The sequence below is a fragment of the Herpetosiphon sp. NSE202 genome (assembly GCF_042688385.1).
GTDB lineage: Bacteria > Chloroflexota > Chloroflexia > Chloroflexales > Herpetosiphonaceae > Herpetosiphon.
Genome location: NZ_JBHUPY010000025.1, coordinates 38,440 through 57,591 on the forward strand (window position 1 = coordinate 38,440; position 19,152 = coordinate 57,591).

Below are 19,152 nucleotides of genomic sequence, written 5' to 3' on the forward strand. Positions count from 1 at the left end.
AGTATCCGCGATCTCACCTGTGGATTCAAGCGCTATGCCATTGAGCCTCGTAGGTCGCAAACAGCTCGGGTGCTGCGCGCCGCAACTCAGCCAAACAAGCAAGTACCTCAGAGGTCATCCGTTTACGGATAGCGTGATAGGCTTCGTCGCTGCTTAATCCTGCTTGCTGCAGCGAAGCGTAGCCAATCATAGACTGCTCCTTTAGTGAGGTTAAGGAGTTGGACTGGTTTGGGTCGTTGGGGCATCGGCTGGCAACTGAATACATGGATCATCGGGAATTGTCGTGCCAAGCGGAATATCGGTCATCGCGCCCAACGTCGTTGTTGCAGGAACATTCGTAGCAGCCTGAACTGTGGCCGTTGTTGCATTGCCGCCTGGGGGAAAGGTTGCATTGCTGGGGCATGGCGTTCCCTCGCCAACTTGCATGTTGGTTGCAGTGGCAACCGCCTGACCATCTGAAGTTGGAATAACGCTACTGACGGCAGTTGCGCCGCCTTGGGTTGCGACGCTGGTTGTGGTGGTGCTTTCACCGCAGGCAATCAAGCCAAGCAGCAGCGCCAAACAAAGCGCGAGCTGCAAAAAACGACTATGCTGCATAATCCATCCTCCATAGATTGCGTCGATTTTCCCTCACTCCCAAAGCTGCTCCCGCTGTGGTTGGGCGGCGCTTGGGAGTGAGGCAACGCTGTTGTTCTATGATAGTTGGAGGCGAAGCCAATGTGATCGGGCAATTGCTTAACGCTTGTGGCTGCTTAGAGCAGGTCGATTGGGCAATTGCCCGAAGCCACCGCGTTCTAGGGCTTGAAGTTGCTCCGGCAAACCCAATTGCAGCCCCTGCTGACAAAGCCGCGTCAGAATATGCGCGGCATAGGTTTTTTGCTGCTGAATCGTCGTACAAATAAGCGCAATTGGCTCATGGTTGGCGCGTTCGGCCCAGTGTGCCAGCAGCTGATAGTGGCTCAGCACATAATGACAGAGCTGATGCAACGCCGCGAGAATACCTAAATCGCGAATTAATCCCAGCTGGTTGCGCTGAAGCGTTTGCTTTAATCCGCTCAGCATGCTGTTTACAACCGTGCATGGATGATCAGCTGGATGGCGTTCTAAAGCCTCAAATGCCTCGTGCAGTAGATTGCGATGGCGCAGCGCTTCAGCCCGATAGAGCATCAACGCATCTTGATAGGCAGGCTGGCTAATCTGCGGCAGCAGGCTGGTCACTGCATGAATAATTTGGTTTTCGGCAGCATACAGTTCATCTAAATGGTGATAAAAAAGATCGTGAATGGTTGCATAGGCAGGCATCAATGGCTCCTCACAGCACTATTTGGCATCGATTCATAACGCCGATGTTAGGTTCCGTGCCAAATCCAGCGTGGGTTATGCGCCGCTGGTAAATGCAGCAGTCGATCGATTTGTTGCAGCAAGCTACGAATATCAAATGGTTTCTCAACATAGGCCCAAGTTTGGTTCGCTACTGCGCTGGGCAACGGTTTGGCACTCATCAATATGATCGCTGGTGGGGGAAACTCGGTCTGCATGCTTAAGTATTGGGCAAACTCCAGCCCATGCCAATCAGGCATATGAATATCAATCATCACTAAGCGTGGTTGATAATGCTGAATTAATGCCAAGGCGTTGCTGCCACGTTGGGTATCGAGCACCGTGTAGCGGGCAGCAGTCAAGAGTGTGGATAAAAAGTCGCAGGTTGGACGATCGTCATCAATAATCAAAATATCAATCAATTGATGCGCATTTGTGCTAACACCATAATCCATAAAAACTCCAATCAGCGTTTGCACGCTGCTATGGGTAGGTCAATTGAACTCGATTGAGTAAGCAAGAGGAATTCGAATCACAACTGCTTAGGCGGCGGGCACAATCCCGTTGTCGTAAATTAGCAAGGCGCTTTGGAACACCACAATATCGCTCAAGCTATAGGGGTTGTAGCCAGTTAACTCTTGAATTTTGTGCAAACGGTAGCTCAGCGTATTGCGATGAATATGCAAAACGCTGGCAATTTCGTTGCTATGACCATTCAAGCGAATAAAACTGCGTAGCGTCAGTAGCAGGTCAGGCTCAGCAATCAGCGGAGCCAAAATCAAATTGGCAACATAGGCTTGAATCGCCTGATCAGCGCTACCAAGAAAGGCAAACAAGCCCAATTTTTCGAGTGTCCAGGCATGGGCTGGCAACTGAAAGCGCGAGCCAATCTGAATAATCAACTCTGCTTCTGCATAGGCCTTCGTGACGGTCGTATGATCGCTTTGTTCGCGGGCAATCCCAATCCGAATTTCGGCGTTGAGCAAGGCGGTTAGGCGCTCGAAAATATGGTTGGCAACCGTTTGGATGGGGCAACAGCATGCTGCTTGATGGCTGCAAGCGTGGGCTGAGCGATAGTGGCTGGCGCGTTGCGATTCGATCAAAATTACCAATTCGCTTGGGGTGGTCGAAAAGCGCATCCAGCCATGTGGCTCGCCAAGAATTTGGTCAAGATGCTGAGTCATCATGCGCACGCCATCGTAGGCTTGCTGATTACTGGGCGCAAGTTCTGCTGGCTGGTCGCTTGTACCAAGCCGAATCATCACCAAATAATAGGCTTGATCGTAGCGAAACTGTTGGGCAGCAGGATACTGCTCAACCGCAAAGGTTGGCCGTTGCAGCAACATGGTATAAGCAGGCATTGTCGGTTCAAAGCGATAGCCGGTTTGCAGCGACTCTTGCACATCGCTGCGACAAACGTGATCGATTAAGCGGTAGAGCATGGTTAATGAGGGCAAATCATGGGGGTGGAGGGTGCCAATAATCAAAGTCCCAAGGCGACCGTTGATCAGCACTGGCAATTGGCAGCTATGGTGTGAATCCTCGTGACCGATTGTGCTTGGGGCGGTTGCTAAGATTGTTTTGCTGTCATCAATAATCGTAACAGTGCCATCGAAAATCTGCGCTAAATGACGGACTAACGCAGACACATGCTCAAACGCAAGCGCTGGGGCGGCGATGGGAGTCTGGTGGGCGAGCATAGCAAGTTCCCTAGAATTCAGCAGCAGCAACAACTGTTCGCATGCGAACAATGTGCCAATGCGGAGTCCCAATATGCAGACTCGTGGCGTAATAACCAGTACATGGATTTTTGTACGAGTAGGAAAAAGAGTGTGCAGAAGAGCAGGTCAACGATGATGCTGGCTTGGCTGCTATCATTATGCTCAGTATACGACCGTAGTTCGTAGCTGTCTGTCAGTTAATCCCCACTTGTGTGTCAGGATTAACCTGACATGGTTTCTTTGGTTTGCAGCCAGCCAATGAGCAACGCATAGCGCACCAAATCGACCCTGCTGTTCAAGTTGAGCTTTTCCATGCCGCGCATTTTATAAGTTTCGACAGTTTTCACGCTTAGATCCAATTGAGCGGCAATCTCTTTATTGGTATAGCCTTGGGCAATCAGTTGCAGCACCGCGGTTTCGCGATCGCTTAATAAGGTTACTTCGTCAGGATAGTGATTCATCGATGAACTCGTTTCTGTTGAGGTTAAATAGCGCGTGAGAGCTGGGTCAAAATATAAGCCACCTATAGCAATCGCCCGAATTGCCTGAATCAAGGTTTCAGAGGCGGCGCGTTTGAGCACATAGCCTGAGGCTCCACGCCGAATCAACTCGCGCAGATAACTGCGATCTTCATAGGCGCTCAGCGCCAACACCCGAATCGCTGGGTTATCGTCGAGCACCGACGACGTGATCTGCATGCCATTCATTTCGGGCATGGCAATATCGGTCAGCACAATCGTTGGATTTAAGCGCTGGGCCAAGGGCACAACCTCGCTGCCAGAGGCAGCCTCGCCAACCACAACCATATCGTGCTCGTTATCAATTAAGGCGCGTAATCCGGCGCGAACCACTGCATGATCATCGGCAAGCAAAATGCGGATCATCATTCTCGGTATCCTTTACCCTACTTGGGCAGTAGCACTATGCTCATAACATAGCGGATGCTGCAAGCTAGCAACAGCTATGCCAAGCCCCCAAATAATGCGCCCCACTGAAAAGCCTTCAGAATCAGCGGGGCGCACAAAGGAGTTAGGATAACAGGAGAGCCTTGGGATTAACGGTCGCGGTTGCCGCGGTCGCCTTGACCACCTTGGTTGCCTTGGCCACTTTGGGCCTGATCACTTTGGCCACCTTGATTACCACCGCGATCATCTTGGTTGCCACCTTGGCCTTGGCCGCCGCCTTGATTGCCACCACGGTCATCTTGGTTGCCGCCTTGGCCACCTTGGTTACCGCCCTGACCGCCTTGGCCACCACTTTGGCCTTGACCAGGGCCACCACCTTGGCCACCTTGGTTGCCGCCGCCTTGATTGCCTTGGCTACTTTGGCTCGCTTGACCGCCGTGCGATGCTTGGCCACCTTTGCGGCCAGCTTCACGCGCTTCTTCTGAGGTGAATTCATGGGCGGTGCCTTGTTGGTGCGCGGCACGGCCACCCTTGCTGGCAATTTCCCGTTGTTTGGCTTCGTCCATTGTAGCAAAGCCACGTTCTTGATTTTGGTTTTGATTCGCCATTGAATCCTCCTTATATTCGTGCCTTCCTGCTCTTGGGAAGGCCCATCATACCAACTTCCAACTCGTGAATTCACTTTAGCTCAGCCTGCTCACCCAAACAATGAGCACTGGAACAATCTTCGAGCCAAAACATGGCCTTGTTTTTGGTCACATGCCCTATGCTTGCCCAACAATCGATGCGTAAAAATCCCCCGCGCCTGTAGGTGCGGGGGATTCAAACTGTGATCGTTGCTCTGCTACTGGCTGGTTGTGGATCAAACCTCGGGAGAATAGCCACTACGGGGCAGGTGTCACGCTCGCGGCAAGTTGCAGGGCCAAGGCTTTACTTGGAACACCCACCAACTGAAAGCTAAAGCCATCAGCATTCCAGATCAGCTTATTGCTCGGCATGACTCCATCTTCCTGATCGTAGAAGGTGACACCGTCAACCCATACCCCAGGAGCGCCATTGATGGTTACGGATTCCGTCTGGGCAGCGCCTACCGGCACATTCGTCAACATTTTCCCTTCGCGTACTTGGATGAGTATGATCATTCTGGACTCGCCGCTCTGCTTATACGCGGTCGCGATCGCATAGTCGTTATCCACCACATGTTGAATGTCGCGATCCTGCAACTCGACCCCAGCTGGCAGGCTATCCACTTGATAGACGCTATACCCTGCCTGCGCTTGGATTGGTGCCAACTCCGTCAGTTGAGTATCGAACGTAAAGCTGACTTGGGGGACCGATGGCGGCTGAGGCGTTGGGGTCTGCCCGGCAGCGATCATATCAGCATAAGTTGGGGCATTTGTAATTTGCACTAGCCCAAGTTCGTGGAGAATGTTGGTCGCTAGTGCCCGCAAGGGTGTCAGGGTCAGGGCACAAAGCAGGGCAACGCCGCCCATCAGCATCCGCAGTCGCCCACTCCAGCGTCGGTCACGCATGCGTGGCGTAGATTGGGCCATGACGCTGGCGGCGGAAGGCAGCGCACGATCAACCGCCATCAAATTATCCCGCAGGCGAGTCGTAAACTCCAGATCAGGGGTCTCCTGATATTGATACAGAAAGTCATCATGATTATTCTTCATCCTGATTTACTCCTATACTATGGCGCAACCGCACCACAAGTCGATGCAAGCGCGTTCCAACCGTCGATTCATTCAGGCCGAGCACGGTGGCAATCTCACGATTCGTCAATCCAGCTCCATATTTGAGTGCAATCAGCTTATGCTCCTCCACGCTGAGCTGACGCAAATGCGGAATCAAGTTGGCAATGGCCGCTCGCCGTTCCACTATGGTTTCGATGTTGGTGGTATCAGGCAGCAGGATGGCTTCCGTAAGCGGGGCAATTGGGCGTTGTTGGCGCAGGTGGTGACCAACCGCCCGATGGGCAATCGTAAAGATCCAAGTTGAGAGAGCTCCTTTCTTCGCCTCATAGCGCGTTCGACAGCGCCAAATTTCCAAAAAGATCGTCGAGGTCAAATCTTCGGCGTGCGTGCGATCGCCGACGGCGTACAGACACAGGTTATACACGCGCCGCTGAAAGGCCGAATAGACAGCTGGCCAATCAACCGTGTCTGGTGGGCTAGTGGTGGCGGGTGTCGCCAAAGCGTGTATCTTCATACTGTATTATTGCCAGAACTGTCAGATGTATCTCATCAGATGAGGCATCAATTCCATAGGCTATCCAGACCAGCAATTGCACACAGTTAAGCGGCAGCACGAACCAAAAACGTGCTGCGCATAGGGGAATGAACCGTTAAGCGCTTAATCTTGGTTGGCGTTGCGCATCAGCACCATGCCACCAACCAGCATCAACGCTCCCCACACCAAAAAGCCTGCATCCCACAGATATCACTGCTCAAACGCAACAGTTTCATTAACGTGGTGCAATTCAAGCAGATAATGGTTAATCAAGCCCTCAACCACATTAAATAACCCCCAACCACTGAGCAAGCCTCCAATGATTTGGCGCGTCGTCCACAGTGAAGCGTGCTGTAATAGCAGCCGCCAAATCCAAAACCCACTGATTAATAAGAGCAGATAGGTTGTGCCGTGAAACAAGCCATCAGCCCAAACCATCGATTTAAATTGGCTCACGCTAGGGTCGGCATGACTGACCATATGATGCCATTGCAGCACCTGATGCAGCACAATTCCATCAACCATGCCACCCAAGGCAACGCCTAAAAGGATAATTGGCTTAATGGTTATTGATTGGTTAAGTTGCACACTTCGCGAATCAGCAAGCATATTAATTCCTCCTTCCTATTAATGAACCAGCAACCAGGCACTATAGCCACATGCCATAAGTAGCCAACAGCAAATACCAATTAAGAGCTTCACAACGATGCGCTCAATGCCAGCAATAATTGCTTCTGCAAGATCCATCGCAGCCTCCGTTTGATTGTGCTTAATTTCGATCAGGTAGCTTCACTATAACCAGCCACAGAGCCATAACCCACAGGCAAGCGCCCAAGCAAATTAGCATACAGCAAGCAGCGTTTTGGGCAAATGCCTAAAGCTCAGCCACGAATCCAGGAGCGAGCAGGCATAGCACTTAGGTGTAATCGTTTATTAGATTAGCAACCGTTTTCCCTCACCCCCAACCCCCTCTCCCACTGGACGCGGGCGAGGGGGAGCAGCCGTTTTTACCAACGCCGTGCGACAGAACCACGGGATTAAAGCCCCTCGCCCGCCACGTGGGCGAGGGGTTGGGGTGAGGGGATCAGGCCGTGGTTAACCTGATGAACCAGTACACTTAGGCGCTTGCACGGTTTTATGGGCAAGCACGCCAACCAGCTATTAGGCAAATGCCTAATGTTTTTGGCCTACTGCTCAGGTACGCTTTAACCAAGAGTGTTGAAAAAGCAATTTAGGAGGAACCTATGTCACATCAAGCAACCGTCATTGGCTGGCTCAAAGATGCCTATGCGCTTGAAACATCATTAATTCCTGCGCTTAAAAAACACGCCAATGATCTTGAGCATCTGCCAGCCGCCCGCAGCCGCATCGAGCAACATATTGCCGAAACCGAGCGCCACGCCGATTTAGTTAAATCGTGCCTTGAGCGCTTGGGCGACGATCCATCAATGCTTAAAGCTGGCATGGCCAACCTTGGTGGCATGGCCAAAGAAGTGCCAATGGCTTTAGCCGCCGATACCATCGTCAAAAATGCGCTAAGCGATTATGCCAGTGAGCAATTTGAGATTGCCTGCTATAGCTCATTGCTTGCCAGCGCCCAACTGATTGGCGATGAACAACTGGCAAGCGTTTGTCAAGAAATCCTTGCCGATGAACATGCAATGGCCCAATGGCTGGCCGAGCAAATTCCTGTGCTCACCCAACACTATCTTGAACAAGAACATGCTCGCAGCCTTGGTGCATAACCAAAGCGCGTTGCTGATGAATACGATCGAAAGGAGCATGGATGGAACACTATCAACACGAAGAATCCTGCCTGTTTCAGGCGCTCCAAGCCTTGGCAGAAGGCACCGGTTCGCTCGACGAACGCTTGCAATCAGCGTATCAGGCAATCCTTCCAATGAATACGATGCGGGTTATGGAGCTGCTGCCTGAGTATCAACAACTCTTGGTGCAATTTGCCGATCGGGTCAGCCGCCACGCGGTTGAGGCTCCAACCTCAGACGATCATGTGCGCCAAGTCGAGTTTATTACCATCGCGCGGCGTTTATTTTCGCTCTATCACGGTGTGCGCTATGCCCAAAAAAATGCCGCTGCTAACCCCGATCAACAAGCAGTTAATCAGGGTTGATGGGCTAGGGGCTAGGTGTCAGGGAGCAGGGATACGAAACCGCGAAGAACACGAAGAAATTTGGCTACAGGCTCTTGGCTTTTGGCTATCGGGATTTAGCGGGTGCAGGGATACGAAATTGAGGGTTCAGTTGTCAGGGAACAGGGATCAGAAGTTAGATGGCAGGGATAGGAAACTGCGAAGATCGCGAAGAAATTTGGCTACAGGCTTTTGGCTTTTGGCTATCGGGGTTTAGTCGGAAATGGTGGCATTGGTTGGAGATCCGACCCCAGCCCCTGATCCTTGCAAGGGTAGGTTTTGAGCGATTGGTCTGCGGTGGATCGTTCCCTCACCCCCCAGCCCCCTCGCCCACGAAAACGCGGGCGAGGGGGAGCCGACCAGTGTTTACCAAGAACTGTGTAAGAACCACCCGTTTAAAGCCCCTCGCCCGCGCCACGGGAGAGGGGTTGGGGTGAGGGGATCTTAAAACCTACCCTTGTAAGAGCCCCTGATCCCCGACCCCTCGCGTCGCAACCGCGACGCACACGAAGTAGCAATTTGGGAACAGATCTTGCGATTTGCAAGCGCATAGTAATAGATACGGAAGGAGTATGTGATGAAAGCTGCTTGTTGGCATGGAGTCCACGATGTCCGAATTGATACTGTGCCCGATCCAAAGATCGAACACCCCCGCGATATTATTCTCAAAATCACCGCCAGCGCAATTTGTGGTTCCGACCTACACCTTTACGATGGTTACATCCCATCGATGAAAGAAGGCGATATTCTGGGCCATGAATTTATGGGCGAGATCGTCGAAGTTGGCTCGGAAGTCAAAAACTTGGCGATTGGTGAGCGGGTCGTTGTGCCATTTACCATTTCCTGCGGCCATTGTTTCTTCTGCGAACGCGATTTATGGTCGGCGTGCGACGAATCCAACCCCAACGCCGATGCGGCCAAAGCGGTCTATGGCGCTTCGCCAGCAGGATTGTTTGGCTACTCGCACCTGTTTGGCGGCTATGCTGGCGGCCAAGCAGAGTATGTGCGGGTTCCCTATGGCGATGTTGGCCCGCTCAAAGTGCCAACTGGCTGGCGCGATGATCAAGTGCTGTTCTTGAGCGACATTTTCCCAACTGGCTATATGGCGGCGGAAAATTGCAACATCGGCGACAACGATACAGTTGCAGTATGGGGCTGTGGCCCTGTTGGCCAATTTGCAATTCGCTCAGCCCTCTTGCTTGGCGCAAAACAGGTGATTGCGATCGATCGCTTTCCTGAACGGCTCGAACTCGCCCGTAGCGCTGGCGCTATTCCAGTCAATTATGCAGATGCAGATGTTGATGAAGTGCTCAAAACCCTGACCAGTGGTCGCGGCCCTGATGCCTGTATCGATGCAGTTGGAATGGAAGCTCATGGCTATGGCCTTGATGCGCTGTATGATAAAGCCAAACAATTTGTGCGCTTGCAAAGCGATCGTCCTACCGCATTACGTCAAGCAATTATGGCCTGTCGCAAAGGTGGTACGGTCTCAATTCCTGGCGTATATGGTGGCCTGATCGACAAAATGCCCATTGGGGCGGCATTTGGCAAGGGTCTGACTTTCAAAATGGGTCAAACTCATGTTCAACGCTACCTCGAACCACTGCTCGACCTGATTACCAGCGGCAAAATCGATCCCTCGTTTATCGTCAGCCATCGCATTGGCCTCGACGAAGTGCCCGAGGCCTACGAGCAGTTTCGCACCAAGGAAAACCAAAGCATCAAATATATGATCACGTTCTAAGCCATTGGCTTAGCGCGTTAGTTATATCGAGAAGGAGCGCTTTGTGGTTCAAATCGGCTATCACGCTTCGCATGAACAATTTACCCCGCAAGCCTTATTGCACTATGTGCAGGTTGCTGCGACAGCTGGATTTACGGGCGTTATGGCCTCCGATCATTTGGCCCCGTGGAGCGTACGCCAAGGCCAAAGCGGGTTTGTCTGGTCGTGGCTCGGTGCAGCCATGCAAGCAACGTCACTTTCATTTGGCATGGTCAATGCACCAGGCCAGCGCTATCACCCGGTGATTATTGCCCAAGCAGCGGCCACCCTCGCTGCCATGTTTCCTGAGCGTTTGTGGTGTGCCTTTGGCACTGGCCAGCTGATGAACGAGCACGTAACTGGGCAACGCTGGCCAGCCAAAGCTGAACGCAACGCCCGCCTTTTGGAGTGTGTTGAGGTTATTCGGGCGCTCTGGGCGGGCGAAACCGTCTCGTATGCAGGCGCGGCAATTCAGGTTGATGAAGCCTATTTGTATACGCGCCCAGCCAAGCCACCGCTGCTGCTAGGCGCAGCAATTACGCCTGAAACGGCGGCGTGGGTTGCTAGTTGGGCCGATGGCATTATTACCGTGCATAAGCCGCTTGATCAGCAACGGGCCTTTATCGAGGCCTTTCGCACGAATGGCGGCGAGCATAAACCAATCTTTTTACAAGCCCAAACGTCGTATGCTACCAGCTATGAAGCCGCTCTAGCAGGCGCGTACGATCAATGGCGTAATGCTGCTTTGCCAAGCACCATCAGCACCGAATTGCGCATGCCCAGCCAGTTCGATCAATTGGTCGATTTAATTCCGCGCGAAAAACTGCCAGAGCATATTCGCATTTCGGCAGATTTGGGCCAGCACCGCGAATGGTTGCAGCAGGATATTGAGCTTGGCTTTGAACGGATTTATATCCACAATGTGAATCAGGAACAACTCCCGTTCCTGCATGCCTTTGGGGAGCATGTTTTGCCCACCCTTGATCGCAAGGAGTCGTCTGTATGAAGCAAACCGCTGAGCACCAGCGTTTACATTCCGATCAGCTCGCTCAGTGGCGGCGTTGGGGTTGTTATCTCGGCGATCGCGCTTGGGGTACGATTCGCGAAAGCGCACCGACAAGTGCTGATCCATGGGCAACGTTTCCGTGGGAGCAAGCCCAACAACGGGTTTATCGCTGGACTGAAGATGGCATTGCTGGCTGGTGCGACATTCAACAGCAGATCTGTCATGCGATCGCCTTTTGGAATGAAGAGGATGATCGGCTCAAGGAGCGATTTTTTGGCCTCAGCAACCAAGAAGGCAACCACGGCGAGGATGTCAAGGAATACTATTGGTATATCGAGGCATTGCCCAGTGGTGCCTATTATCGCATGCGCTATCTCTATCCGCAGGTCGCCTTTCCCTACGAACGCTTGCGCCAAGAGAATAAACTGCGCAGTCAAAGCGAGCCAGAATTTTGCCTGATCGATGCCTTGCCGCAAACATTTCGCGAGCAACGCTTTTTCGATATCACGATTGAATATACCAAGCCAGCGCCCGATGTCATGCTCTGCCGGATTAGCGCCGTTAATCGCGGCCCTGATCCAGCGTCATTGCACATCGTGCCCAAACTTTGGTTGCCGTGCAATCCCGAAATTGCCCAGGCCCGCATTAACCAACACGCAGATCAGGCGATCGTGCTGCAACACCCAAACCTTGAAGAATATCGTTGGTGGCTTGATGATGCAGCAACGGTCTACTTTAACGACTATCAGAGCAATACTCATGCGTTGTATGACCAAGCCAAACCAGCCTCGGCCAAAGATGCAATTCAGCGCATGATTGTCTATGGCAAGCCCGATTTGCTCAATTCAGAGCGCCATGGAACCCAAGCCAGTGCCCACTACCAGCGCATGCTTGAGCCAGGCGAAACATGGTCGATTACGCTTGGCTTTGGCCCAAGCTCGGCAGCCAATCCGCTTGCTCATGCTGATGAATGTTTTCTTCAACGTCAAGCCGAGGCTGATGAATTTTATCGATCGATCAGTCATTCTTCACAGCAGAGTGATTTGCAACTAGTTCAACGTGCAGCATTTGCTGGCTTGAATTGGAACAAGCTGGCCTATCGCTTTGAGGTTGAAGAATGGCTAGCAACTGGCACAGGCGAGCACAGCGAAGCCGAAGATCATCCTGATAAAGAATGGGGCCATCTGCGGGCCAATGATTTGGTGTCAATCCCCGATCGCTGGGAATTTCCAATATTGGCTACCTGGGATTTAGATGTTCAAATCGTAACCTTGGGCTTGGTCGATCCCGCCTTTGCCAAAGCGCAAGCCTTGTTGCTTTTGAATGAGCGCTATCAGCATCCCAACGGGGCGATTCCAGCGACTGAGGGTGCTTGGGCCAACCCGCATCCGCCAATTCATGGCTGGGCAATTTGGCAAATCTACCATCTGTGCGATCAGGATGATGCGTTTTTGGAAGCAGCATACCCGAGCTTAAAACGCCATTTTAGCTGGTGGCTGCGTGAGCATCGCCAAGCAGATGGCCTGTTTACTGGCTGTTTTATGGGCATGGATAACATCAGCCTGCTTGATCGCCAAAAACTGCCCAAAGGCTATCGCTTGGTACAAGCCGATGCCACGGGCTGGCTGGCTCAATACACGCTGATGCTGCTCAAAATGGCGATTGTGCTAGGCAACGATGCTGATGCATGTGATTTTCTCGACGAGTTTCTCGCGATTCGCAAAGCACTCAACACGCTTTGGGATTCAAAGGATCGCTTTTTCTACGATGCTTTGGTCGATGAAAAGGATCGCTATACCAGCCTGAAAGTGCGCTCGTTGGTTGGACTTGTGCCCTTATTGGCAACCACGGTTATCGATCTTACCAGCCTGAGCGAGGTTCCAAAAGTTGCGGCGCACTTGAAGAAACTCAATCAAGCTGACGATCAATCAGAGCAATTGCTTTTAACTGCGGTTGGCCAACACTGGAAACCGTTGATCAACGCGCTGTTCGATGAGGCTGAATTTCTCAGTCCGTATGGCATTCGCTCAGTTTCGTTGGTTCATGCAGAATATCCAGCCCAGCTGACACTTGAGCAAGAGCAGTATGAACTTAGCTACGAGCCAGGCGAAGCACCTGATCGGATGTTTGGCGGCAATTCCAATTGGCGCGGGCCAATCTGGTTGCCGCTCAATCAACTATTGCTCGAAGCAGTCCACAATTTGCAAAGCGGAGTGCAGCAACAAGCATGGCATTCCAATGAATTTGCAAATCTGACGGAAGCCCGCAATAGCTTAATTCAGCGTTTGGTTGGCATCTTTGTGGTCAACGAGCAAGGCCAACGGCCCTATCTTGGCAACCAAGCCTTGTTTCAGCAAGAATCAATCTGGCATGAACATCCTTGGTTCCACGAATATTTTCATGCTGAGACGGGCAAAGGCCTTGGGGCTAGCCACCAACACGGCTGGACGGCAAGCATCGCGGCAATTATTCACTGTGCTGGTTTGTGGCAGGTTGAGTTAAACAGCTCAAGCACGGCATAGTTTCTGCAACATGGCTTGGTTATGAGAAACAGTGGTTCATTTAGGAGGATTTGATTATGCCACAGCGAACAACCCAAATTATTCATATTGGTGCGCCAATCGAACGGGTTTATAGCGAATTGACCAACTTCGCCCACTACCCAAGCGTCTTTCCAGCGATTACTTCGGTTGATACGAGCACGCCTGATCAGCTGCAATGGGAGCTTAAAGGGCCACTTGGGGCAACGATCAACCTCAGCACCGATATTAGTACGCAAGAACAATATCACCAAGTAACCTGGAATAGCCGTCAGCAAAGTGCAATTACCACTAGCGGCCAAATTGTGTTGGCTCCTTTAGCCGACAATCAAACCCACGTTGCCGTAACCTTCCAATACGATCCACCAGCTGGCGCGCTTGGTGAAGCATTGGCCCATGTGATAGCCAACCCAGCAACCGCGCTTGAACAAGTGCTCAAACAGTTCAAACAACATATCGAAGCTACTAGTAGCCGCGAACATGGTGGTAAAGCATAATTGGTTTCCCCTCACCCCCGACCCCTCTCCCACTAAACACGGGAGAGGGGAGCGTCGGTCTAGGAAGAACAGCCAACGCATTCGCTGATTGAAGAAGGAAATAGCAATGGCCAACAACCAGCAGCATTCAGCTGAACCAGCATTTGAGCCAGCCACCAGCGTGCTGCTAATCATTGATATGATCAGTGATTTTCGTTTCGAAGATGGCAGCCTGCTTGCCAAACAATGTGCTGCGATTGCTCCCACCATTGTGCAATTGCGCGATCGTTTGGCCGCGGCTGGTGGCAAGGTCGTGTATGTCAACGACACCGCAGGCACATGGACGATGGATCGCACTGAGTTGCTTGCAAAAGCCGCAGCGCCAAACAGCAAAGGTCGCCCAATTGTCGAGGCCTTAGCGCCTTTGGCCGAGAGCGTGATGTTGCTCAAGCCCAAACACTCGGCTTTTTTTGCAACTCCGCTTGACCTGCTGTTGCAATCGCTGCACGCCAAAACCCTGATTTTGACGGGCATGACGACCCATATGTGCATTTTATTTACTGCGATTGATGCCTATATGCGCGATTTCCAGATCATCATTCCTAAGGATGCGGTTACGGCTCACACCGAGGAGCTGAGCCAAACAACGCTTGATTATTGCAACACAACTTTGCAAAGCGCCACGCCAACAAGCGCAACGCTAATCAAGCAGCTTAACAATCGCGATGATTAACGATAGTTCCCCTCCATTGCGCTCACATCGTTGCTTGGGGCTTATGAATTACGTTTAGGAACAGCATCCTTATAATAGATACTGTTCAGAGGATTAGACTCATGTATTTTCATACCCAACAATTAATCAACGAAATTGCTGTCGATCAGCCCGATCCAGCGGCAGCCAATGCCTTGCAAGAAGGTTTGGGTGGCCAGTTTGGCGAGATGCGCACAATGATGCAGTATCTCTTCCAAAGCATTAATTTTCGCGGCAAAGCCAAGCCCTATCACGATTTGATTCACGCGGTTGCGGTTGAGGAAATTAGCCACGTTGAATTAATCGGCACTACCATTAGCCGTCTGCTTGATGGCGCGTCGGAGAGCTTGCCCAAAATGGGCGCAGGCAAAGGTGGTACGCCCTTGAAAAATGCGCTTTCTGAGGGCAATATTCACCATTTCTTGGTGGGGGCGCAAGGTGCAATGCCGGTTGATGCCGCTGGCAACCCATGGCTCGGCTCGTATGTTTACAACAGCGGCAATTTGACCCTCGATTTGTTGTATAACTTAATGCTCGAATCGACTGGGCGCTTGCAAAAGTGTCGCATTTATGAAATGACCGATAATGCCACGGCTCGCTCAACCATTTCCTATTTGATTGTGCGCGACCATGCCCACGAGCTGGTGTTTGCCAAGGCCTTAGAATCGTTGGGCGTGAATTGGGGCAAAATCTTGCCAATTCCCAATTTCGATGCAACCCAATTTCCCGAAGTGCGCAAACTAATGGATACAGGCTTGCACCTGCAACAACATCATTGGCGCTTGGATAGCTCAGAAATGGCCAAGATTTTCAGTGGCTCCTCGCCAGCCAACGATGGCGCAACCGTCGAAACTACCGACAGCCCACCAACGGGCTTCCCAATGCAGCCTGCTCCCGAACGCCCAGAGGAGTTTGGCCCAGGCTTGCCGCCAGAACTCAAAGAACTGGTTGACCAAATTGCCGCCATGGGTGACAGCAAATAAATTATTAACGCCACTCGCTGAACAATCAGTGAGTGGCGTTTTTTTAAATCTCAACAATAGACATCTTGCAGCAAGGCTTGGCGGATGGCAAACGCCGCACCCACTTGCAAGGCCGAGCGTTGCTGCCATTGTTCCTGCACCAACTGATTCATCTGCTGCGTCGAGGCGGGAACTTGCAGCGTTTCGGCCAAATTGGCTTGGACTGTGCCAACCTGACCTTCGTGAAACGCGCATGGCCGCAAGCTCCGAGCACGCGCGCGCAATTCAGCAGGACTACAATTGATACTAAGCCCATGGTCGCCGAGCCACGCATCATTGTAAATAGTTTGCAGATAGCGCTCGCCACTATCAGCAGCGATTGCCACAATCTGGCTATTAGCAGGCAATTGCTGAGCAAAAAACATGGCGGCCAACAGCACTGCGCCACTCGAAGCGCCAACCATAATCCCTTCATGGCGCGCCAAGGTTCGACAGGCCAAAAAGGCAGCTTCATCGGGCACATTGAAGGCATGGTCGAGCAAGGCCAACGGTAAATTGGCAGGAGTCCAGCCCAGCCCAACTCCAGGCATTAGATAGCTATGGGCCGCGCCGCCAAAAATCGCCGAACCAACTGCATCCACTCCAACCACCTGAACATGTGGTGCAACCAGTTTGAGCTGTCGAATGATGCCGCCAAGCTGGCCGCCAGTGCTGACCGCTGCAATCACCATGGCCAATGAATCGCCGCCCTGCACCAGAATCTCGCGTGCGGTGCTGTTGGCATGGGCCGCGCTATTGAGCAAATTGAAGCATTGGTCGGGCCGAAATGCCCCGGGAATTTGGCGCGCCAATTCGTTGGCGCGGGCAATTCTCGTTTTGTGATAGCTGCCGCTGTCATCTTGCGCGGTCACAATCTCGACTTCTGCGCCATAGGCTTCAAGCAGCGCCAAATTGGTTGGCGTGATTTTTGGATCGACTAGAATAATCACCCGATAACCTTTGGCAGCCCCAAGCATCGCCAGCGAAATGCCAAAATTGCCACTTGACGATTCAATGATCGTGCCGCCTTGGCTAAGCCAGCCAGCGCGTTCAGCAGTTTCGATGATAAAGCGCGCCGGACGATCCTTGACGCTACCGCCTGGATTGGTGCGCTCGCACTTCAGCCCAATTCGCGCCTCATTGGCGTGGGTTAGGCGTTGCAATTGCACCAGCGGCGTTTGACCAATCGTATCAACAATCGTAAGCATAGGTTCTCCATCACGCTGTGGCAGCAGTCGTTTCGCCCTCGGAATGAGCCTCGACCTCGACAGAATTAAGCGCTGGCTTGGGTAGCGGCAACAGCACGAGGCCAATTGCGCTCACCAATCCCACCATCGCAAACACGATCCATGGCAGCAGCGGCAACGCATAAGCTACCGCCAAATCGATCAGCCAGCCACCAATGCCATTGCCCAAGCCACCACCAATTGCTAGTGCCAACGAACTAACCCCGAGATAGGTGCCAAGGGCTTGCGAATCGGCCAACGCCACGGTCAAGCTTTGTTGAGTTGGTCTGGTCAGGAGCGAACCAAAGGCAAAAAAACCAACACAGCCAAGCAAGAGGCTAAAGCTATCGACCAAGCCAACCGCGCCCAGGCTCAAGGCCATGAGTCCAACCCCAATCACCAGGATTGCGCGGGCGGATAGTCGTGGCTCCAGTAGCCGAATCATTGGGTATTGCAAACAGACCGTCATGCCAGCGTTGAGCGCAAACATCACACCAACGCCATCGCTGCTGCCAGTTAGGCGCTCGACCATAATTGGCAGGCTGATATTAATTTGTACCGCCACAAACCAATAGCCCATGAGCAGCGCCGTCAAGGCCAAAAAGCGCCGATCGCGAAATACGAGCGCATAGCCAGCCCCCAGCTTACTACCCGAATTGGCAGTGCGCACTGCTGGTAGCACCAGCACGGCAATCACAAACGTCACCAAAAAGCAGGCTGCCGCGCTCAAACAAACCCATTGAAAATCAAAGCGCAGCAGCCATACGCCAATAAGTGGGCCAAGCGTTGTCGCCACGCCACTCACCAAATTGCTCAGCGCATAGTAGCGAGGCCGCGATTCGTCAGTGGTCAGCATGGCAATCGAGGCCTGATAGGGAACCTCGAACAAGGCTCCACCCAAGGCCGAAACCACCAAAGCAGCAAACAAACTTGGAATGGTGTTGGCCCACGCCAAACTAGCAAACCCCACCGCCCGCAACAAAACCCCGCCACATAACAGTTGGCGCGCCCCGATGCGGTCGGTCAGACTTCCCGCTACCAGCGCCAAGCCTTGTTGGGTCAATTGACGCACAGCGAGGGCCAAGCCAACCGTCACCGCCGCCCAGCCAAGCGTGTTGACGAAATGAACCGCGACCAAAGGCATAACCAGCGTAAAACCGCTGACCATAAAAAAGGTAAAGATCAGCAAGGCCCGCAGGCTGCGTTGCCGCTCCGCCAAGGTTAGCTCCATGCGGTCGCTCCCTGTGAGCTCGACGGCAAAGCACGGGCCACAACTTGCAGTCGTCGCCCAAAGAGGCTTTGGCCAAACGTCCAATCGCCAGCAAACGCGCCAATGTGTGGAGCCGGTTCGTCAAACATCACTTCGATGCCAAAGCCTGCCAGTTGCAGCAATAAACCCAGCTCTTGCGGGAAAAGCAGTCGATGTTGCAGGTGCTCGTGCAGCGCTGGCTGATCAGGAAACAGCCAGGTGTAGTAGCGTTCGAGAATTTGTGTACTTGGCGTTATGTCAAATCGCGTTAAGCCAACGAGTGTGCCATTTGCCAGCTCGGTTTCCTCGCGATGTTCTTGGCGTAGCCAGCGCTGGCCAGCTTCGGTCAAGAAAAAGGCAGCATTGCGCATATCCAGCACCAGCACGCCACCCTCAACGAGGTGTTGGCGAAAACGCCGCAGCGTGCCCAGCAACTCGGCATTGGTCAAATTGTAAAGTAGCGTGCTGCCAACACAAATAATCGCATCAAACGTACAATCAAGCGCAAAGTTTTGTTGGCTAGCCTGAACAAAGCGCACGCTTGGGTTACGTTGGCTGGCCCATTCGATCATCGCTGCCGACGAATCGATGCCAAGCGGCTGATAGCCTTGGGTTTGCAGATAGGCGATCTCGCGCCCAAGCCCACAGCCCACATCAAGCAGCCGTGGGCCTGGCGCAAATTGCTCAAGCAGACCATGCAAAAAGCGTCCCATCGCCTGATCAGGGTCGGGAATCACATGGTCGTAGAGCTGGGGATAATCGTGTAACAGGTTGGAAAAATTGCTTGGAAGCTCCATCCGTCCTCCATAACGAA

21 protein-coding genes are annotated in these 19,152 nt (G+C 52.5%); 8 read left to right on the plus strand and 13 right to left on the minus strand.

Going from position 1 to position 19,152, the window contains the following annotated elements; all coding sequences use genetic code 11:
• Positions 1–25 precede the first annotated feature (25 nt).
• The 10 genes from ACFMKP_RS22770 to ACFMKP_RS22815 all read right to left on the minus strand — a co-directional run bounded on the left by ACFMKP_RS22770 (position 26) and on the right by ACFMKP_RS22815 (position 6,787).
• Positions 26–190 carry a hypothetical protein gene (locus ACFMKP_RS22770; protein WP_382295549.1) on the minus strand — a complete coding sequence of 55 codons (165 nt, stop codon included), beginning with the start codon at positions 188–190 and terminating at the stop codon, positions 26–28.
• 20 nt (positions 191–210) lie between these two features.
• Positions 211–597, minus strand: a complete 387-nt coding sequence (locus ACFMKP_RS22775; RefSeq protein ID WP_382295552.1) for a hypothetical protein — start codon at positions 595–597, stop codon at positions 211–213.
• Between the two features lie 138 nt (positions 598–735).
• The gene (locus tag ACFMKP_RS22780) at positions 736–1,302 is read right to left on the minus strand and encodes a DUF892 family protein (protein WP_382295555.1); all 567 of its coding nucleotides are present in this window, start codon (positions 1,300–1,302) and stop codon (positions 736–738) included.
• 47 nt (positions 1,303–1,349) lie between these two features.
• The gene (locus ACFMKP_RS22785; protein ID WP_382295558.1) at positions 1,350–1,775 is read right to left on the minus strand and encodes a PleD family two-component system response regulator; all 426 of its coding nucleotides are present in this window, start codon (positions 1,773–1,775) and stop codon (positions 1,350–1,352) included.
• Positions 1,776–1,862: 87 nt separating this feature from the next.
• Positions 1,863–3,020: a PucR family transcriptional regulator gene (locus ACFMKP_RS22790; protein ID WP_382295561.1), complete on the minus strand. Its 1,158-nt coding sequence runs from the start codon at positions 3,018–3,020 to the stop codon at positions 1,863–1,865.
• 242 nt (positions 3,021–3,262) lie between these two features.
• Positions 3,263–3,928, minus strand: a complete 666-nt coding sequence (locus ACFMKP_RS22795) for a response regulator (RefSeq protein WP_382295564.1) — start codon at positions 3,926–3,928, stop codon at positions 3,263–3,265.
• A 167-nt stretch (positions 3,929–4,095) separates the two neighbouring features.
• Positions 4,096–4,554, minus strand: coding sequence for a KGG domain-containing protein (locus ACFMKP_RS22800; protein WP_382295567.1), 459 nt, complete (start codon positions 4,552–4,554; stop codon positions 4,096–4,098).
• Between the two features lie 276 nt (positions 4,555–4,830).
• On the minus strand, positions 4,831–5,622 hold the full coding sequence (locus tag ACFMKP_RS22805; protein ID WP_382295570.1) for a hypothetical protein: 792 nt from the start codon (positions 5,620–5,622) through the stop codon (positions 4,831–4,833).
• Positions 5,612–6,157: an RNA polymerase sigma factor gene (locus ACFMKP_RS22810; RefSeq protein WP_382295573.1), complete on the minus strand. Its 546-nt coding sequence runs from the start codon at positions 6,155–6,157 to the stop codon at positions 5,612–5,614. Before ACFMKP_RS22810 ends, ACFMKP_RS22805 begins: the two co-directional genes overlap by 11 nt.
• A 231-nt stretch (positions 6,158–6,388) precedes the next feature.
• Entirely contained in the window at positions 6,389–6,787 is a 399-nt protein-coding gene (locus ACFMKP_RS22815; RefSeq protein ID WP_382295576.1) for a DUF2243 domain-containing protein, read from the minus strand.
• A gap of 635 nt (positions 6,788–7,422) precedes the next feature.
• Here ACFMKP_RS22815 and ACFMKP_RS22820 point away from each other — a divergent pair.
• The 8 genes from ACFMKP_RS22820 (at position 7,423) to ACFMKP_RS22855 (ending at position 15,845) form a co-directional block, all read left to right on the plus strand.
• Positions 7,423–7,923, plus strand: coding sequence for a DUF892 family protein (locus ACFMKP_RS22820; protein WP_382295579.1), 501 nt, complete (start codon positions 7,423–7,425; stop codon positions 7,921–7,923).
• 41 nt (positions 7,924–7,964) lie between these two features.
• Positions 7,965–8,309: a hypothetical protein gene (locus tag ACFMKP_RS22825; protein WP_382295582.1), complete on the plus strand. Its 345-nt coding sequence runs from the start codon at positions 7,965–7,967 to the stop codon at positions 8,307–8,309.
• A 595-nt stretch (positions 8,310–8,904) separates the two neighbouring features.
• Complete coding sequence (locus ACFMKP_RS22830; protein WP_382295584.1) at positions 8,905–10,071, plus strand: zinc-dependent alcohol dehydrogenase; 1,167 nt, start codon at positions 8,905–8,907, stop codon at positions 10,069–10,071.
• 43 nt (positions 10,072–10,114) lie between these two features.
• Positions 10,115–11,095 (plus strand): TIGR03885 family FMN-dependent LLM class oxidoreductase, encoded by a 981-nt coding sequence (locus ACFMKP_RS22835; protein ID WP_382295587.1) that lies wholly within the window; start codon positions 10,115–10,117, stop codon positions 11,093–11,095.
• Positions 11,092–13,617 (plus strand): glucosidase, encoded by a 2,526-nt coding sequence (locus ACFMKP_RS22840; protein WP_382295590.1) that lies wholly within the window; start codon positions 11,092–11,094, stop codon positions 13,615–13,617. Before ACFMKP_RS22835 ends, ACFMKP_RS22840 begins: the two co-directional genes overlap by 4 nt.
• Positions 13,618–13,673: 56 nt before the next feature.
• Positions 13,674–14,132, plus strand: coding sequence for an SRPBCC family protein (locus ACFMKP_RS22845; RefSeq protein WP_382295593.1), 459 nt, complete (start codon positions 13,674–13,676; stop codon positions 14,130–14,132).
• Positions 14,133–14,238: 106 nt separating this feature from the next.
• Positions 14,239–14,844, plus strand: coding sequence for a cysteine hydrolase family protein (locus ACFMKP_RS22850; protein WP_382295596.1), 606 nt, complete (start codon positions 14,239–14,241; stop codon positions 14,842–14,844).
• 101 nt (positions 14,845–14,945) lie between these two features.
• Complete coding sequence (locus ACFMKP_RS22855; protein ID WP_382295599.1) at positions 14,946–15,845, plus strand: manganese catalase family protein; 900 nt, start codon at positions 14,946–14,948, stop codon at positions 15,843–15,845.
• Between the two features lie 50 nt (positions 15,846–15,895).
• On the opposite strand, the gene ACFMKP_RS22860 is transcribed toward ACFMKP_RS22855, so the two are convergent.
• From ACFMKP_RS22860 to ACFMKP_RS22870, 3 genes are read right to left on the minus strand one after another with little or no spacing between them, the layout of a single operon-like run.
• Entirely contained in the window at positions 15,896–17,071 is a 1,176-nt protein-coding gene (locus ACFMKP_RS22860) for a cysteine synthase family protein (protein WP_382295601.1), read from the minus strand.
• A 10-nt stretch (positions 17,072–17,081) separates the two neighbouring features.
• Positions 17,082–18,320 carry an MFS transporter gene (locus ACFMKP_RS22865; protein WP_382295604.1) on the minus strand — a complete coding sequence of 413 codons (1,239 nt, stop codon included), beginning with the start codon at positions 18,318–18,320 and terminating at the stop codon, positions 17,082–17,084.
• Complete coding sequence (locus ACFMKP_RS22870) at positions 18,311–19,135, minus strand: class I SAM-dependent methyltransferase (RefSeq protein ID WP_382295607.1); 825 nt, start codon at positions 19,133–19,135, stop codon at positions 18,311–18,313. The genes ACFMKP_RS22865 and ACFMKP_RS22870 overlap by 10 nt, the downstream gene beginning before the upstream one ends.
• Positions 19,136–19,152 lie beyond the last annotated feature (17 nt).

Coding starts and splice junctions, on each gene's coding strand:
- ACFMKP_RS22770 (WP_382295549.1), bottom strand. CDS start 190: ATGATTGGCTACGCTTCGCTGCAGCAAGCAGGATTAAGCAGCGACGAA.
- ACFMKP_RS22865 (WP_382295604.1), bottom strand. CDS start 18,320: ATGGAGCTAACCTTGGCGGAGCGGCAACGCAGCCTGCGGGCCTTGCTG.
- ACFMKP_RS22870 (WP_382295607.1), bottom strand. CDS start 19,135: ATGGAGCTTCCAAGCAATTTTTCCAACCTGTTACACGATTATCCCCAG.
- ACFMKP_RS22830 (WP_382295584.1), top strand. CDS start 8,905: ATGAAAGCTGCTTGTTGGCATGGAGTCCACGATGTCCGAATTGATACT.
- ACFMKP_RS22855 (WP_382295599.1), top strand. CDS start 14,946: ATGTATTTTCATACCCAACAATTAATCAACGAAATTGCTGTCGATCAG.
- ACFMKP_RS22815 (WP_382295576.1), bottom strand. CDS start 6,787: ATGCTTGCTGATTCGCGAAGTGTGCAACTTAACCAATCAATAACCATT.
- ACFMKP_RS22850 (WP_382295596.1), top strand. CDS start 14,239: ATGGCCAACAACCAGCAGCATTCAGCTGAACCAGCATTTGAGCCAGCC.
- ACFMKP_RS22795 (WP_382295564.1), bottom strand. CDS start 3,928: ATGATGATCCGCATTTTGCTTGCCGATGATCATGCAGTGGTTCGCGCC.
- ACFMKP_RS22805 (WP_382295570.1), bottom strand. CDS start 5,622: ATGAAGAATAATCATGATGACTTTCTGTATCAATATCAGGAGACCCCT.
- ACFMKP_RS22860 (WP_382295601.1), bottom strand. CDS start 17,071: ATGCTTACGATTGTTGATACGATTGGTCAAACGCCGCTGGTGCAATTG.
- ACFMKP_RS22780 (WP_382295555.1), bottom strand. CDS start 1,302: ATGCCTGCCTATGCAACCATTCACGATCTTTTTTATCACCATTTAGAT.
- ACFMKP_RS22785 (WP_382295558.1), bottom strand. CDS start 1,775: ATGGATTATGGTGTTAGCACAAATGCGCATCAATTGATTGATATTTTG.
- ACFMKP_RS22810 (WP_382295573.1), bottom strand. CDS start 6,157: ATGAAGATACACGCTTTGGCGACACCCGCCACCACTAGCCCACCAGAC.
- ACFMKP_RS22790 (WP_382295561.1), bottom strand. CDS start 3,020: ATGCTCGCCCACCAGACTCCCATCGCCGCCCCAGCGCTTGCGTTTGAG.
- ACFMKP_RS22775 (WP_382295552.1), bottom strand. CDS start 597: ATGCAGCATAGTCGTTTTTTGCAGCTCGCGCTTTGTTTGGCGCTGCTG.
- ACFMKP_RS22840 (WP_382295590.1), top strand. CDS start 11,092: ATGAAGCAAACCGCTGAGCACCAGCGTTTACATTCCGATCAGCTCGCT.
- ACFMKP_RS22825 (WP_382295582.1), top strand. CDS start 7,965: ATGGAACACTATCAACACGAAGAATCCTGCCTGTTTCAGGCGCTCCAA.
- ACFMKP_RS22820 (WP_382295579.1), top strand. CDS start 7,423: ATGTCACATCAAGCAACCGTCATTGGCTGGCTCAAAGATGCCTATGCG.
- ACFMKP_RS22845 (WP_382295593.1), top strand. CDS start 13,674: ATGCCACAGCGAACAACCCAAATTATTCATATTGGTGCGCCAATCGAA.
- ACFMKP_RS22800 (WP_382295567.1), bottom strand. CDS start 4,554: ATGGCGAATCAAAACCAAAATCAAGAACGTGGCTTTGCTACAATGGAC.